Genomic DNA, 13,688 nt, shown 5'->3' with positions numbered 1-13,688 from the left:
CTTACCGGGACAGCCTCTGCGTGCGGCCAGGCCGCTGCGCATTGCGTGAGTCCGGACTATTCATACCTCTGTTAATGTGGTTTAGCTGCGCACGGCACCACCCTGCGTTCTTTCACAGACCTGATGCAGATCCTTCTGTTTCCCGGGTCCTATTTACAAGGTGATGGAGAAGCTATGAGTTCATCATGTGCAGAAGCAGTCACTCCCGAAGAGAATGCGTGGTTTCGTATTGCCCGGGAGTTACTTGAACAGGCAGATATTCGCGTTAATGGTTCACGACCGTGGGATATTCAGGTTCATCATGCTGACTTTTTTAAGCGCGTGATACAGGAAGGCTCACTGGGTCTGGGCGAAAGTTACATGGATGGGTGGTGGACGTGCGAACGACTGGATATGTTTTTTCAGCGCGCGCTCAGACATCATCTCGATCACCAGCTGCCGCACCACTTCAAAGATACGCTGCGCATCGCCGCTGCACGGCTGACCAATCTGCAATCAAAAAAGCGCGCCTGGCAGGTCGGCAGAGCGCACTACGATTTGGGTAATGACCTGTTCAGCCTGATGCTGGACCCGTATATGCAGTACTCCTGCGGCTACTGGCATCATGCGGACACGCTGGAAGCGGCGCAGGAAGCCAAGCTGGATCTGATCTGCCGCAAACTGCAGCTTGAACCCGGCATGTCTCTGCTGGATATCGGCTGCGGCTGGGGCGGGCTGGCGGAGTTTGCTGCCCGCCGCTACGGTGTCAGCGTATATGGCGTCACTATCTCTCAGGAGCAGCAAAAGATGGCACAGCAGCGCTGTGCCGGGCTGGACGTCACGATACAGCTGCAGGATTATCGCGATCTTGAACAGCAGTTTGACCGCATCGTTTCCGTCGGGATGTTTGAGCACGTTGGCCCGAAAAATTATGCGACCTACTTCAGGGTGGTTAACCGCAACCTGAAACCCGGCGGCCTTTTTCTGCTGCACACTATCGGGGCGGTGAGAACCGATATGCGGGTAGATCCGTGGATCGATAAATATATTTTCCCGAATGGCTGCCTGCCCTCTGTGCGACAGATAGCGGACGCCAGTGAGCCTTATTTTATTATGGAAGACTGGCACAACTTCGGGACCGATTATGACACCACGCTCATGGCGTGGCATACGCGTTTCCTGGCGGCGTGGCCGCAGCTCTCTGCCCGCTATGATGAGCGTTTTAAACGTATGTTCAGCTACTATCTCAATGCGTGTGCAGGTGCCTTTCGCGCCCGGGATATTCAGCTGTGGCAGGTGATGTTCAGTCGCGGCTATGAAGGCGGGCTGCGCGTTGCGCGCTAGGTTAAAAAGGCGCGCAGCGCGCCTTTACTGAAGTTTATTCTGCCGGTCCGGCCGGCGCTGTTGCCGCGGCAATCAGGGCGGCTTCACGCTGCGCCATAACGCGCTCAACGGTATCCACAATCGCCTGCGTTTGCGGATCGATTTCGATATTGACCTTATGCCCCAGCTTTTTGCTTCCCAGCGTGGTGCGCTCCAGCGTTTCCGGAATCAGGTGGACGCAGAATTTGGTTTTGGTTACATCGCCGACCGTCAGGCTGATGCCATCAATACCGATATAGCCTTTGCGCAGAATATATTTTATCTGTTCTGCATCCTGCAGTCTGAACCAGACTTCGCGGTTATTTTCCGACTGAATGATTTTGCAGATTTCAGCGGTGGTCATAATATGACCCGACATCAGGTGTCCGCCAATTTCATCGCTGAATTTAGCCGCACGCTCAATATTGACTCTGTCACCCACCTGCAGCGCACCCAGATTGGTAATGCGCAGCGTCTCTTTGATCAGGTCAAAGCTAACCCGATCCTCTTCGATGGCCGTTACGGTCAGGCAGCAGCCGTTGTGCGCCACAGACGCCCCCAGCTCCAGCCCTGGCAGCAGGGCTGCATCAAGACGTACAGTATGAGTGCGAAACAGCTCTTTCTCTTCAATGGCGACGATTTCCGCCACGCCCTGCACAATACCCGTAAACATAACTATCCTCTCCACGCGTTTGTCTTAGCTTATCACAGCCTGCCAGCACAACTTAATTTGCGCATGCGCAATGGTTGCATAAAAGGCAAATAAATTTGTTATCATTATTTGTTCCGCGTGCGGGCTCTGGCTGCATTGAGCACGCATTCGCCGGGAATAATTTCTCTCTCTCTTAATTAAACAGGTGATACGTGCAGAAGTATTTAACAGAAGCGCGTCAGCTGCTGGCCCTCGCAATCCCGGTGATCCTCGCTCAGGTAGCCCAGACTGCGATGGGATTTGTAGATACCGTTATGGCCGGTGCGGTAAGCGCCACGGATATGGCCGCCGTTGCTGTTGGCACCTCTATCTGGCTTCCCGCCATTCTTTTTGGTCACGGTCTGCTACTGGCACTGACGCCAGCCGTTGCGCAACTCAACGGGTCCGGACGACGTGAACGCATTGCCGAGCAGGTGCGCCAGGGGTACTGGCTGGCGCTGGCCGTGTCGCTTGTCATTATGGTTGTGTTATGGAACGCGGGCTATCTTATCCGCGCAATGCATGACATTGACGCCGATCTGGCCATTAAAGCGGAAGGTTACCTGCATGCGCTGCTCTGGGGGGCACCGGGCTATCTTTTTTTCCAGGTGGCGCGTAACCAGTGCGACGGTCTGTCTAAAACCAAACCCGCCATGCTGCTGGGCTTTCTCGGGCTGCTGACCAACATTCCGCTGAACTACATCTTCATTTATGGCCACTTTGGTATGCCGCGTCTCGGCGGCGTGGGGTGCGGCGTGGCAACCGCCTCCGTCTACTGGGTGATGTTTCTGGTGATGCGCTTCTGGCTCCGGCGTATGCCGGCGATGCGCGATATTCGCATGGCCTCACGCTGGTCAGCGCCCTCGCGCGCTATTCTCACGCGGCTCTTTTCGCTGGGGTTACCGGTAGCGCTGGCGCTGTTCTTTGAAGTTACGCTGTTTGCCGTAGTGGCGCTGCTGGTTTCACCACTGGGCATTGTGAATGTCGCAGGACACCAGATCGCGCTTAACTTCAGCTCACTGATGTTTGTCCTGCCGCTGTCGCTGGGGGTAGCCACCACGATTCGCGTGGGTCACCGGCTGGGTGAAGGCTCGGCGGAAGGTGCACGCACCGCCGCCTGGACCGGTCAGGGCGTGGGCATTGCCATGGCGGCCTGCACTGCCCTGTTTACCGTCACGTTCCGTCACGATATCGCTGCGCTCTATACGGCGAACCCTGCGGTCATTACGCTGGCTGCCCAGCTGATGCTGCTGGCTGCGATCTATCAGTTCTCCGATTCGATTCAGGTTATCGGCAGCGGGATCCTGCGCGGTTATAAAGATACCCGCTCGATCTTTTTCATTACGCTGATCGCTTACTGGGTATTGGGACTGCCGGCAGGCTATATCCTGGCGCTGACTGACTGGATTGTTCCGGCGCTGGGTCCGGCCGGATTCTGGTGCGGCTTTATTGTGGGCCTGACCTCTGCCGCCGCGATGATGATCTGGCGTATTCGCCGTATGCAGCGTCTGCCTGCAGAGGTTATTCTGGCGCGGGCGGCGCGCTAAGTGGCTGAGCGGGCGTTTATCTGGCCCGCAATGCTGAAAAAAGCGACGCTTCGCACAGATGCTGGTCAGTCGTCCCGATTTTCTGTTTTTTTCCCTTGCCAGCTTTCCGGCGTACCGTTAATATTCGTCCCCGCTGTCGCCCTGACAGCGTGTTGCGCTCTTAGCTCAGTTGGTTAGAGCACCACCTTGACATGGTGGGGGTCGATGGTTCGAGTCCATTAGAGCGCACCANGCGCTCTTAGCTCAGTTGGTTAGAGCACCACCTTGACATGGTGGGGGTCGATGGTTCGAGTCCATTAGAGCGCACCACTTCGCTGTATCCTCTTCTTGCGCAACATCACTTTCCCTGATCCAGGTCGATATCCCCTGCTGCTTTTATATTGGTTTTCGCATACTTAGCGATTATACTATGGCTCGTTGTTTCACCTGAAAGGTTTCAGCGCTGACGTGCCTATGCCATCAATGTCTCTGATTTGCGCAACGCCGCTCTGCCGGCCTGCTTCTGCAACGCATAACTTCCCTGCACGCTCAGTTCCTGTCACCTATTCTTACTTCTGTATTATCCGTAGCCACAATCGTCACATTTTCACTTCGGTGCTCCGCGCATCGGATACCGACCTTTATCATCCATCACAACATACAGATATCTGACATGAAAAAGACCAAGATTGTTTGTACTATCGGGCCGAAAACCGAATCAGAAGAGATGCTGACCCAGCTGCTGGAAGCAGGCATGAACGTTATGCGTCTCAACTTCTCGCACGGTGATTACGCCGAACATGGTCAGCGCATCGCAAATATGCGTGCCGTCATGGAAAAAACGGGGCATCAGGCCGCGATTCTGCTGGACACCAAAGGACCGGAAATCCGCACCATGAAGCTGGAGGGTGGCAACGACGTTTCACTCAAGGCGGGCCAGACCTTTACCTTTACCACCGATCAGTCAGTGATTGGTAACCATGAGCGCGTCGCTGTTACCTATGCCGGTTTTACTGAAGATCTGAAAATTGGCAACACGGTTCTGGTCGACGATGGCCTGATTGGCATGACCGTTACTGAAGTCACGGAAAACAGCGTAGTGTGTGAAGTGCTGAATAACGGCGACCTCGGCGAAAACAAAGGCGTTAACCTGCCTGGCGTCTCTATCCAGCTGCCCGCACTGGCAGAAAAAGATAAGCGCGATCTGATTTTTGGCTGTGAGCAGGGAGTGGACTTTGTCGCCGCGTCGTTTATTCGTAAACGCTCTGACGTGCTGGAGATCCGCGAACATCTGAAAGCGCATGGCGGCGAGAACATTCAGATCATCTCTAAAATTGAGAACCAGGAAGGCCTTAACAACTTCGATGAAATTCTCGAAGCGTCTGACGGCATCATGGTTGCGCGCGGCGATCTGGGCGTAGAGATCCCGGTCGAAGAGGTTATCTTCGCGCAGAAGATGATGATCAAAAAGTGCAACAAAGCCCGTAAAGTGGTTATCACGGCCACGCAGATGCTCGACTCCATGATCAAAAACCCGCGCCCTACCCGTGCTGAAGCGGGCGACGTGGCTAACGCCATTCTTGACGGTACTGACGCCGTGATGCTGTCTGGTGAGAGCGCCAAAGGCCGCTATCCGCTGGAGTCGGTCACGATCATGGCCACCATCTGTGAGCGTACCGATCGCGTGATGAAATCACGCATCGACGAGCTGAAAGATTCCCGCAAGCTGCGTATTACGGAAGCTGTCTGCCGTGGTGCCGTTGAGACCGCAGAGAAACTGGAAGCACCACTGATTGTTGTAGCCACCGAGGGCGGTAAATCAGCAAAATCAGTACGTAAGTACTTCCCGGACGCAACCATTCTTGCACTGACGACTAACCAGACAACCGCCCGCCAGCTGATCCTGAGCAAAGGTATCGAGACTCGCCTGGTTGCCCGCATTGAATCAACCGATGATTTCTATCGTATTGGTAAAGAGCTGGCGCTGGAAAGCGGCTACGCGCAGAAAGGCGATGTGGTCGTGATGGTTTCAGGTGCCCTGGTGCCAAGCGGAACGACTAACACTGCTTCCGTGCATGTGATTTGATTTAACGTCACACTTTATTTAAACAAGCGCCTTAACCGGCGCTTTTTTTATTCCATCGCTAATCTATAATCAGAAAAATTCAAATCGAAAATAACTATTCAATATGTTGTGGAATTAAGGTTAATCCGATTAAATCCCTCTGTTTTCGCTAAATATTTTCATCATATTCTGCCAGATGCTGCTTCTTTGAGCGAACGATCAAATTTAAGCATGTTCTCATCAAAAATTTATTCTCAACTTAAAAAGCTTTGTGCAATACTTGTAACGCTACATGGAGATTAACTTAATCTAGAGGGTATAAAATGAAACGTACTAAACTGGTACTGGGCGCGGTAATCCTGGGTTCAACTCTGCTGGCTGGTTGCTCAAGCAACGCTAAAATCGACCAGCTGTCTTCAGACGTTCAGACTCTGAACGCTAAAGTTGACCAGCTGAGCAACGACGTGAACGCAGTGCGTTCTGACGTTCAGGCTGCTAAAGATGACGCAGCTCGCGCTAACCAGCGTCTGGACAACCAGGCTCACTCTTACCGTAAGTAAGAGTTCTGGTTTGAAAAATGGTGCCCTGGTGGCACCATTTTTTTTGTCCTGACTCCAGCGCCCGGTGGCGCTGTCTGACCGGCTGACCTCAGCCCTGTGGCTCTGCTGCACCCTGCTCTGCCGTCTCAGCGGCAACCGGCTCACCGCTGCTGACCAGCACCGGCATACCTGAACGGCGCGTCATCGCCTCCTCAATCAGCGCACTGTCGCTTTTCGCACTGCGGCTAAAGGCTTTCAGAGCGTTGCTGCGCACCAGCGGCTGCGTCTGCGGATCATCTTTTTCACTGCGCGACAGCGGCTGATGAACCTCAATATAGCGTTTACCGTCTGGTTCGATGGCGTACTTCACCGGCTGATTAACAATCTGAACGCGCGTGCCTGCCGGGACGCTGTTGAACAGCGCTTCAATATCAGCGGGACGCAGGCGAATGCAGCCGGAGCTGACGCGCATGCCGATGCCAAAGTCAGCGTTAGTGCCGTGGATCAGGTAGTGTCCCTTGCCATACGCCAGACGCAGGGCGAACAGTCCCATCGGATTATCAGGGCCGGCCGGAACCGTCACCGGCAGCGTCACACCCTCTTTCGCATAGCGCTTGCGAATATTTGGCGTCGGTGTCCAGGTCGGGTTGGGAATTTTCTGGCTGATACGCGTCACCATATCGGGCGTGGCAGCGCCTAACTGGCCAATGCCGATCGGATAGACCACCACGCGGTTTTCTCCCGGCGGATAGTAGTAGAGGCGCAGCTCAGCCAGATTCACCACAATCCCTTTGCGCGGCGCATCCGGCAACAGCATCTGCAGCGGCACGGTGATCTGCGTTCCTGCCGCCGGCAGCCAGGGATCAACACCGGGGTTTGCTTCCAGCAGGCCGAGCAGTCCCGTGCTGTAGCGCGCTGCCACGCTCTCCAGCGGCTGTTTGTTATCAGAGATAGTGGTCAGAACGTTTTCGCCGATCAGGCGGCTGTCGTCGGCAGGGAGAGCATATTCAGTAGCCATTGCAGGTGCAGAGAGTCCGAAGCAGGACAGCAGCAGTGCACCAGCTAAACGTAACGCAGGTTTCATGCAGGTTTCTCTTTCTGGATGGAAAAGACCCCGGCTAAACCGGGGTCTGAAGAGTGTACCTTAGCAGAGCTGCTGAGCGTTATGCCGGATAGCGCGGATCATCGCTTCCAGCCCCTGAGAACGCGTTGGCGTCAGGTGCTGAGTCAGCGCCAGTTCCGCAAACCAGTGGCGCACATCCAGCTCGAGGATCTCCTGCGGTTTCAGCCCCTGATAGAGGCTAAATACTACTGCAATCAATCCCTTAACAATAGCTGCGTCGCTATCCCCTTCAAACGCCATCGATCCGTCCGCCTGCGGCGTCATGCGGATCCAGACCTGGCTCTGACAGCCTGAAATGACATGCTCAGGCTGATGCAGCCTTTCAGAGGATTCTGGTAATTTTGCACCCAGCTCAATGATGTAAAGGTACTTCTCTTCCCAGTTAGCGCAACGATTAAAGTTGCGCACCAGCTTCTCTTTTTCCGGCAGGTTCGCCATCTGTTACTCCTGAAATCTGCTTAGCCCAGCAGGCGATGGATACGCGTCAGGCCAGCGGCCAGCCGATCCGCCTCATCTTCGGTGTTATAAAGCGCGAAGGAGGCGCGACACATCGCCGGTACGGCATAGTGGCGCATCAGCGGCATCGCACAGTGGTGACCGGTGCGAATGGCAATACCATACTGATCGAGGAAGCTGCCAACGTCAAAGGCGTGATGTTTACCCAGGTTGAAGGCGATCACCCCGCTGCGCTGCGCAGGGCCATAAAGCACGATGTCCGGTACTGAAGCGAGTTTGTCCAGCGCATAACGCATCAGCGCGCTTTCGCGTGCATGAATAGCGTCAAGACCCAGTTCACTTACCCAGTTCAGTGCGGCACCCAGACCGATGATACCGCCGGTATTAGGCGTACCCGCTTCAAAGCGCCACGGCGCGCTGTTCCAGGTGGTTCCCACCGGCAGCATGACCTGATCAATCATGGAACCCCCGCCTTCCCACGGCGGCATCTGCTCCTGCAGCGCTTTACGCGCATAGAGCACGCCAATACCGGTCGGACCATAGATCTTATGTCCGGAGAACACGTAGAAATCGCAGTCGATATCCTGCACGTCAACGGCGTGATGCATCACCGCCTGTGCGCCATCAATCAGTGTGATCAGGCCGGCTGCTTTCGCCTGAGCGACCAGCGCCTTAACCGGGTTAACGGTGCCCAGCACGTTAGAGACGTGCGTGACCGCCAGTAGCCGGGTGCGGCTGTCGATAAGCGAAGCAAGCTGTTCTGTAGCCAGTTCGCCGCTATCGTTAAGCGGCAGGACGCGGATCTCAGCACCGGTGCGCTGTGCCACCATCTGCCACGGCACGATGTTAGCGTGGTGCTCCATCTCGGTAATGATGAGATTGTCACCGGGCTGCAGCTGACTGCCGCCCCAGCTATTGGCTACCAGGTTAATGCCTTCGGTAGTGCCTTTAACAAAGATAATCTCTTCATGCGAAGCCGCATTCAGAAATGCCGCGGCCTGCGCACGTACCGCTTCCATATCGCTGGTGGCCTGGGCGCTCAGCGAATGGATGCCGCGATGCACGGCGGCATAGCCGTGCTGATAAAAATGACTTTCCGCGTTGATTACCGCGAGCGGACGCTGTGCGCTGGCCGCGCTGTCAAGGTAGGCCAGCGGGTGTCCGTTGACCTCACGACTCAGGATCGGAAACTCCGCTCTGACTCGTTCGGAATCGAAACTCATGAATGTACTCCAGGGAAACGCTGTGAGATGCGTGCCAGCACCGCCTGACGCAGGATGTCATCATCCAGCGTTTCGGTCAGTTCGGCGGCAAAAGCGTGGATGATCATCTGCTGCGCCGCTTCTTCAGCGATACCGCGCGAGCGCAGATAGAACATCTGCTCATCATCAATACGGCCGATGGTGGCACCATGACTGCATTTAACGTCATCGGCGTAGATCTCCAGCTGTGGCTTGGTATCGACTTCAGCCAGCCGGCCCAGCAGCAGATTGTTGTTGGTCATCTGGCCATCGGTTTTCAGCGCGTGCTGTGCCACTTTGATGTGACCATTGAAGACGGCACGGCCCTTTTCGCGCGAAATGGTTTTATGCAGCTGACGACTCAGGCAGTGGCCTTTGTTGTGCTCCAGATAGCTGCGGGTATCTGCGATTTCGCTGCCCACCGGCAGAACCAGGCTGTTCATTGCCAGCTCGCTGTTTTCGCCATTCAGCTGGGTGCTGGTGTTATGACGTGACAGACCTGCGCCCAGCAGGAAGCTGGTGCTGCTGACGCGCGCATCCTGCCCCATAACAATGTCATTATGCGCAAAGTGATAGCTGCTGCTGGTTTCAAAGGCGAGCTTGGTATGTTTCAGCTGCGCATTATCCGCCACGGCAAAGGTGATTCGTGCGCCGGTAAAGTGCGCCGCGTCATTCAGCGTGACATAGTGCTCAACGATTTCCGCTACCGCACTCTGCTCCAGCTCTACATGATGACGATGGTGCACGGTATTAAGCGCATCTGCCTGACCGCTGGTGATATGCAGCAGGTAGAGTGGGCGGGTAGCTGCTTTGCCGCGCGCCAGACGAATCGTCGTCACCTCTTCTGCCAGGCTCTCCGTCAGATGCAGGAAAATCTCCGGCTGTACCGGCGCCGGCAAATCGCGACGCTCCGCTGCCTGAACGTGCTGGATCTCAAACAGATCGGTTTCCGTGCTGCTCAGCGCAGGCTGGAAGCGGCCATCAACAAATACCAGTCGTACCGCATCCAGCGGCAGCGCCAGCGCATCCGCCTGCTCGCGGCTGAGGCTCTGCGCGGAAGGCAGCACAAAGTGCTGTCCCAGCAGGCTCTCCAGCGACGTATATTTCCAGTTTTCATGCTTGCGGGTAGGCAAGCCTTCACGCATCAGCTGCTGCCAGTGCTGCTGCGCCTGCAGCGAGCGCTGCTCGCCGCGAGACTCAAACAGATGGTGCCACTGCTGCAGGGCATTATCACTCTTCGTCGGTAAGCCAGCCATAGCCTTGCTCCTCCAGCTGTTTCACCAGTGAAAAGTCGCCAGACTTAACGATTTTACCCTGATAAAGAACGTGCACGTGATCCGGTTTAATGTAATCCAGGATACGCTGATAGTGCGTTACGATGATGAAAGAGCGCTTACCGTCGCGCAGGCTGTTAACGCCCTCAGACACGATTTTCAGGGCATCAATATCCAGACCCGAATCGGTCTCATCGAGAATGCAGAGCTCCGGCTCCAGCGCCGCCATCTGCAGAATATCATTGCGCTTCTTCTCACCACCGGAGAAGCCGACGTTAACTGAACGCGTCAGCAAATCTTCCGGCATTTTCAGCAGCTTGATTTTATCTTCGATAAAATCCTGGAAGTCGAAGCGATCCAGCTCTTCCTGCTCGCGATATTTGCGTACCGCATTAACAGAGGTCTGCAGGAAAAACTGGTTGCTGACACCCGGGATCTCTACCGGGTACTGGAACGCCATAAAGATGCCTTCTCCGGCACGCTCTTCAGGTTCCAGCGCCAGCAGATCTTTCTCTTTAAAGGTGACGGAGCCACCGGTGATCTCGTAATCTTCGCGACCCGCCAGCGTTGCTGAAAGCGTACTTTTGCCTGAGCCATTCGGGCCCATGATGGCGTGGACTTCACCTGGTTTAACTTCCAGGTTCAGACCGCGCAAAATCTCTTTATCTTCAACGCTAACCTGTAAATCTTTAATACTTAACATACTTATTCCTTCACATTGCTTCCGGCAACGCGTGTGGCATCAGCCGACACTGTGCTCAAGGCTGATCGCTAACAGTTTTTGTGCTTCCACGGCAAATTCCAGTGGCAGCTCGGAGAAAACATCTTTACAGAAGCCGTTGACGATCATAGAGATCGCATCTTCTTCGCTGATGCCGCGCTGCAGGCAGTAGAACATCTGATCTTCGCCAATACGTGACGTGGTGGCTTCATGCTCAAGCTGCGCTGTGTTGTTGCGCGTTTCCACATACGGGAAAGTATGCGCACCGCAATCGGGACCAATCAGCATCGAGTCACACTGCGTAAAGTTACGCGCATTGGTTGCCGTCGGCATGATTTTCACCAGACCGCGGTAGGTATTCTGGCTTTTACCCGCCGATATCCCTTTAGAGATAATGGTCGATTTGGTGTTTTTACCGATATGGATCATCTTGGTCCCGGTATCCGCCTGCTGGCGACCGCTGGTCAGCGCAACCGAGTAGAACTCACCTACGGAGTAGTCACCGCGCAGGATGCAGCTTGGATATTTCCAGGTAATCGCAGAGCCGGTCTCAGACTGCGTCCAGGACATCTTGCTGTGATCGCCTTCGCACAGGGCGCGCTTGGTAACGAAGTTGAGGATACCGCCCTCACCTTCACCGCCAGGGAACCAGTTCTGTACCGTGGAGTATTTTACTTCAGCATTTTTATGGATGATGACTTCAACGACCGCTGCGTGCAGCTGATAAGTGTCACGCACCGGCGCCGAGCAGCCCTCAATGTAGCTGACATAGCTGTCTTCATCTGCAATCAGAATGGTGCGCTCAAACTGACCTGTTTTCGCCGCGTTGATGCGGAAATAGGTCGACAGCTCCATCGGGCAGCGTACCCCTTTCGGGATATAAACAAAGGTGCCATCGGAGGCGACCGCTGAGTTAAGCGCAGCAAAGAAGTTATCGTTGTGTGGCACGACGGTACCCAGATACTTCTGTACCAGTTCCGGATGGTCATGGATCGCTTCACCAAATGAGCAGAAGATAATGCCCTGTTTGGCCAGCTTGTCGCGGTAGGTGGTTGAGACCGACACGGAATCGAAAATCGCATCGACAGCGACCTCTTTACCTTCACGCACCGGAACACCCAGCTGATTAAACGCGTCTTCCACTTCCTGAGTCAGGTAGTCACTGGAGGCCACGCTGCCCGACGCCTGGGTTGCACCCGGCTCAGACGCGCAGCTGTCGTCGCAGTTCCCGCATGACGGCGCAGAAAAGTAGCTGTAATCCTGGTAGTCGAGCTTGTCATAGTGCGCTTTTAACCAGTGTGGCTCTTCCATTTCCAGCCAGGCACGGAAAGCCTTGAGCCGGAACTCAAGCATCCACTCTGGTTCATTGCGTTTAGCCGAGATCGCACGCACGACATCTTCATTAATGCCGTGTGCCAGCTCATCGGTTTGTAACCGGGTAAAGAAGCCCTCTTTATAGTTGAGCTTGCCTTCCCAGGTCTGTACATCATCAGATGCTTCGCTATGTCGTGACATATTTCACTTACTCGACGCCAAAGCTTTCACCGCACCCGCAGGCGTGCTGAGCTTTAGGGTTATTGAATTTAAAGATCTGGTTCAGGCCTTCACGGACATAGTCCAGCTCAGTGCCGTCGACAAACGGCATTGCCTGAAGCGGCACAAAGAGTTTTGCGCCAAACTGCTCAAACTGCAGATCGTCATCGGCTGGCTCTTTTACCAGATCCATGACATAACCAAAACCGGCACAGCCAGATTGTTTCACGCTCAGCTTCAGACCCTTTACTTCCGGGTCCTGTTCAGCCAGAGTCAGAATCTGTTTCGCTGCCGACTCGGTCAGCGTAAGTCCTTTCCAGACAAAATCGTCAGGAGAAAAGGACGCGGCATTTACTGATGACATCGTTGTACCTCGCAAGTCTGGACCTTCTCAGGCTATCCCCCTATGGTAGTGATATCGCCTATCACTTCAACCTCTTGTTTTGCAGGGATAATCATCTCGTGCTGTTTTTTCTGCTTAATTATTAAGCATAGTCCCTTTAGTACGGCCTGTAGCAGACAGTTTTCATCCGGGACAAATATTACAACCTACTGATATCATAACATTTTATAAAAACCGGCCTTAAAGCAATTAACCTGTATACAGGTTACGCCTTTACCGAATGTAAAGAGATTGTTATTGCCGATTTTAGTAACAGGTTACAGACATCAATATATTTCTTTAGCGGGAATTGCATTCCTGACGCAGTTTAATATGATAATGATTATCATTAACTATTTAGGCGGCGCTATGACACGTACCGTTTCAGCCTGGTTACAACACAAAATCAGCGACTACCGATTTGCCGTGCGCGACATCACCGTAGATTTTTATCTGGCCGAAGCCAGACTCAACCGGCCAGAGTGCTCACTGGAGCAGCTGCGCCGGTTTAACGATACCTGCCTGGATATGGCGGAAATCTGCGATATCAACGGCGACGATCGCAGCTATCTGCACGCCATAGGCAAACTGCACCATCGCCTGATTCAGGAGATGGGCAACGATGACCGTGACCGGCTGTTTCGCCTGCAGGCGTATCAGTTCGCCCGCCAGTCGCTGACACATTTGTGCCAAAAGCTCGCACAAAGCGGCGACTGGGACCAGATAACGGACCTGCAGCGTGATTTTGTCCGCCACGCTGGCTGGATATTCTAATCCAGCTTTGTGACGGCTCCTA

At 54.3% G+C, this 13,688-nt stretch carries 13 protein-coding genes and 2 tRNA genes; 7 read left to right on the top strand and 8 right to left on the bottom strand.

What is annotated here, in order from left to right:
* Positions 1-174 precede the first annotated feature (174 nt).
* Complete coding sequence (gene cfa / locus F3I15_RS08460) at positions 175-1,323, top strand: cyclopropane fatty acyl phospholipid synthase (RefSeq protein ID WP_150017438.1); 1,149 nt, start codon at positions 175-177, stop codon at positions 1,321-1,323.
* Positions 1,324-1,357: 34 nt separating this feature from the next.
* Here the strand turns inward: cfa and F3I15_RS08455 are convergent, their stop codons facing one another.
* Positions 1,358-2,014: a riboflavin synthase gene (locus F3I15_RS08455; protein ID WP_039384122.1), complete on the bottom strand. Its 657-nt coding sequence runs from the start codon at positions 2,012-2,014 to the stop codon at positions 1,358-1,360.
* Between the two features lie 191 nt (positions 2,015-2,205).
* Between F3I15_RS08455 and F3I15_RS08450 the strand changes: the two genes are divergently transcribed.
* From F3I15_RS08450 to F3I15_RS08430, 5 genes are all read left to right on the top strand, one after another.
* Positions 2,206-3,579, top strand: a complete 1,374-nt coding sequence (locus tag F3I15_RS08450) for an MATE family efflux transporter (RefSeq protein WP_150017437.1) — start codon at positions 2,206-2,208, stop codon at positions 3,577-3,579.
* 154 nt (positions 3,580-3,733) lie between these two features.
* Positions 3,734-3,810, top strand: a tRNA-Val gene (locus tag F3I15_RS08445).
* A gap of 1 nt (position 3,811) precedes the next feature.
* Positions 3,812-3,888, top strand: a tRNA-Val gene (locus tag F3I15_RS08440).
* Between the two features lie 343 nt (positions 3,889-4,231).
* Positions 4,232-5,644, top strand: coding sequence for a pyruvate kinase PykF (gene pykF, locus F3I15_RS08435; RefSeq protein WP_039384119.1), 1,413 nt, complete (start codon positions 4,232-4,234; stop codon positions 5,642-5,644).
* A gap of 302 nt (positions 5,645-5,946) precedes the next feature.
* Entirely contained in the window at positions 5,947-6,183 is a 237-nt protein-coding gene (locus F3I15_RS08430) for a major outer membrane lipoprotein (RefSeq protein WP_039384115.1), read from the top strand.
* An 88-nt stretch (positions 6,184-6,271) separates the two neighbouring features.
* Here F3I15_RS08430 and F3I15_RS08425 read toward each other — a convergent pair whose 3' ends face one another.
* The 7 genes from F3I15_RS08425 to sufA are packed head-to-tail and all read right to left on the bottom strand — an operon-like array spanning position 6,272 to position 12,874.
* Positions 6,272-7,246 carry a L,D-transpeptidase family protein gene (locus F3I15_RS08425; RefSeq protein ID WP_150017436.1) on the bottom strand — a complete coding sequence of 325 codons (975 nt, stop codon included), beginning with the start codon at positions 7,244-7,246 and terminating at the stop codon, positions 6,272-6,274.
* Between the two features lie 60 nt (positions 7,247-7,306).
* On the bottom strand, positions 7,307-7,723 hold the full coding sequence (sufE, locus tag F3I15_RS08420) for a cysteine desulfuration protein SufE (protein WP_150017435.1): 417 nt from the start codon (positions 7,721-7,723) through the stop codon (positions 7,307-7,309).
* 20 nt (positions 7,724-7,743) lie between these two features.
* Entirely contained in the window at positions 7,744-8,964 is a 1,221-nt protein-coding gene (gene sufS / locus F3I15_RS08415) for a cysteine desulfurase SufS (protein WP_150017434.1), read from the bottom strand.
* Positions 8,961-10,238 carry a Fe-S cluster assembly protein SufD gene (gene sufD / locus F3I15_RS08410; protein ID WP_039384107.1) on the bottom strand — a complete coding sequence of 426 codons (1,278 nt, stop codon included), beginning with the start codon at positions 10,236-10,238 and terminating at the stop codon, positions 8,961-8,963. Before sufD ends, sufS begins: the two co-directional genes overlap by 4 nt.
* The gene (gene sufC / locus F3I15_RS08405) at positions 10,213-10,959 is read right to left on the bottom strand and encodes a Fe-S cluster assembly ATPase SufC (RefSeq protein WP_039384106.1); all 747 of its coding nucleotides are present in this window, start codon (positions 10,957-10,959) and stop codon (positions 10,213-10,215) included. The genes sufD and sufC overlap by 26 nt, the downstream gene beginning before the upstream one ends.
* A 39-nt stretch (positions 10,960-10,998) precedes the next feature.
* A complete protein-coding gene (sufB, locus tag F3I15_RS08400; RefSeq protein WP_039384104.1) occupies positions 10,999-12,492 on the bottom strand; it encodes a Fe-S cluster assembly protein SufB in 1,494 nt (497 codons plus the stop codon).
* A gap of 7 nt (positions 12,493-12,499) precedes the next feature.
* Complete coding sequence (gene sufA / locus F3I15_RS08395; protein ID WP_150017433.1) at positions 12,500-12,874, bottom strand: Fe-S cluster assembly scaffold SufA; 375 nt, start codon at positions 12,872-12,874, stop codon at positions 12,500-12,502.
* Positions 12,875-13,261: 387 nt separating this feature from the next.
* Here sufA and F3I15_RS08390 point away from each other — a divergent pair, with 387 nt between their 5' ends.
* Positions 13,262-13,666 carry a hypothetical protein gene (locus F3I15_RS08390; RefSeq protein ID WP_150017432.1) on the top strand — a complete coding sequence of 135 codons (405 nt, stop codon included), beginning with the start codon at positions 13,262-13,264 and terminating at the stop codon, positions 13,664-13,666.
* Positions 13,667-13,688 lie beyond the last annotated feature (22 nt).

The organism is Pantoea sp. M_9, from assembly GCF_008631385.1.
Classification (GTDB): Bacteria; Pseudomonadota; Gammaproteobacteria; order Enterobacterales; family Enterobacteriaceae; genus Pantoea; species Pantoea eucrina.
Note: the sequence above shows the minus strand (reverse complement) of the source record. Positions and strands in the feature narration are given on the sequence as shown.

Excerpts from the sequence above, each read along its gene's own strand:
- sufE (WP_150017435.1), bottom strand. The coding sequence starts at position 7,723 with ATGGCGAACCTGCCGGAAAAAGAGAAGCTGGTGCGCAACTTTAATCGT.
- F3I15_RS08390 (WP_150017432.1), top strand. The coding sequence starts at position 13,262 with ATGACACGTACCGTTTCAGCCTGGTTACAACACAAAATCAGCGACTAC.
- pykF (WP_039384119.1), top strand. The coding sequence starts at position 4,232 with ATGAAAAAGACCAAGATTGTTTGTACTATCGGGCCGAAAACCGAATCA.
- sufB (WP_039384104.1), bottom strand. The coding sequence starts at position 12,492 with ATGTCACGACATAGCGAAGCATCTGATGATGTACAGACCTGGGAAGGC.
- F3I15_RS08425 (WP_150017436.1), bottom strand. The coding sequence starts at position 7,246 with ATGAAACCTGCGTTACGTTTAGCTGGTGCACTGCTGCTGTCCTGCTTC.
- sufA (WP_150017433.1), bottom strand. The coding sequence starts at position 12,874 with ATGTCATCAGTAAATGCCGCGTCCTTTTCTCCTGACGATTTTGTCTGG.
- sufS (WP_150017434.1), bottom strand. The coding sequence starts at position 8,964 with ATGAGTTTCGATTCCGAACGAGTCAGAGCGGAGTTTCCGATCCTGAGT.
- sufD (WP_039384107.1), bottom strand. The coding sequence starts at position 10,238 with ATGGCTGGCTTACCGACGAAGAGTGATAATGCCCTGCAGCAGTGGCAC.
- F3I15_RS08430 (WP_039384115.1), top strand. The coding sequence starts at position 5,947 with ATGAAACGTACTAAACTGGTACTGGGCGCGGTAATCCTGGGTTCAACT.
- cfa (WP_150017438.1), top strand. The coding sequence starts at position 175 with ATGAGTTCATCATGTGCAGAAGCAGTCACTCCCGAAGAGAATGCGTGG.
- F3I15_RS08455 (WP_039384122.1), bottom strand. The coding sequence starts at position 2,014 with ATGTTTACGGGTATTGTGCAGGGCGTGGCGGAAATCGTCGCCATTGAA.
- sufC (WP_039384106.1), bottom strand. The coding sequence starts at position 10,959 with ATGTTAAGTATTAAAGATTTACAGGTTAGCGTTGAAGATAAAGAGATT.